Below are 527 nucleotides of genomic sequence, written 5' to 3' on the forward strand. Positions count from 1 at the left end.
GACGTACTTGCGTGATAGCTGTCGAAATTTTGCACATTTACATGGACTTCATGCTCCGTCGCGCCTAGTCTCTCCAACGCTCGGCCGTTCCACCCACGCGACCAGCAAGGAAGTGCATCCCCCCATGCAGCCACCCCCGCTCCGCCGCCTGCGCGCCCCGCTCGCCGTGCTGACGGCCGCCGCACTGAGCTCCGCCGCCCTGCTCGGCCTGACCGCCCAGTCCGCACACGCCGCCGCCGTACCGACCCTGTCCCCGCTGGACGTCACCGGCCGGGGTGCCACCGTGCCGTTCAAGGAGCAGGAGGCCGAGTACGCGGCCACCAACGGCACCGTGATCGGCCCCGAGCGGCGCTACGGCACCCTCCCCTCGGAGGCCTCCGGTCGACAGGCCGTCACGCTCAACTCCACCGGCCAGTACGTGGAGTTCACCCTCACCGCGCCCGCCAACGCGATGAGCTTCCGGTACAGCCTGCCGGACACCGCCGACGGCAAGGGGCGGACCGCCTCGATCGACCTGCTGGTCAACG

1 protein-coding gene is annotated in these 527 nt (G+C 69.8%); it reads left to right on the forward strand.

The features are described 5' to 3' along the window. Positions 1 to 124: 124 nt before the first annotated feature. A partial coding sequence (locus tag ABD323_RS45225) for a carbohydrate-binding protein (RefSeq protein WP_486327198.1) occupies positions 125 to 527 on the forward strand: 403 nt, incomplete at its 3' end.

Origin of the sequence: Kitasatospora nipponensis, assembly GCF_039528135.1 — a bacterium.
Classification (GTDB): domain Bacteria; phylum Actinomycetota; class Actinomycetes; order Streptomycetales; family Streptomycetaceae; genus Kitasatospora; species Kitasatospora nipponensis.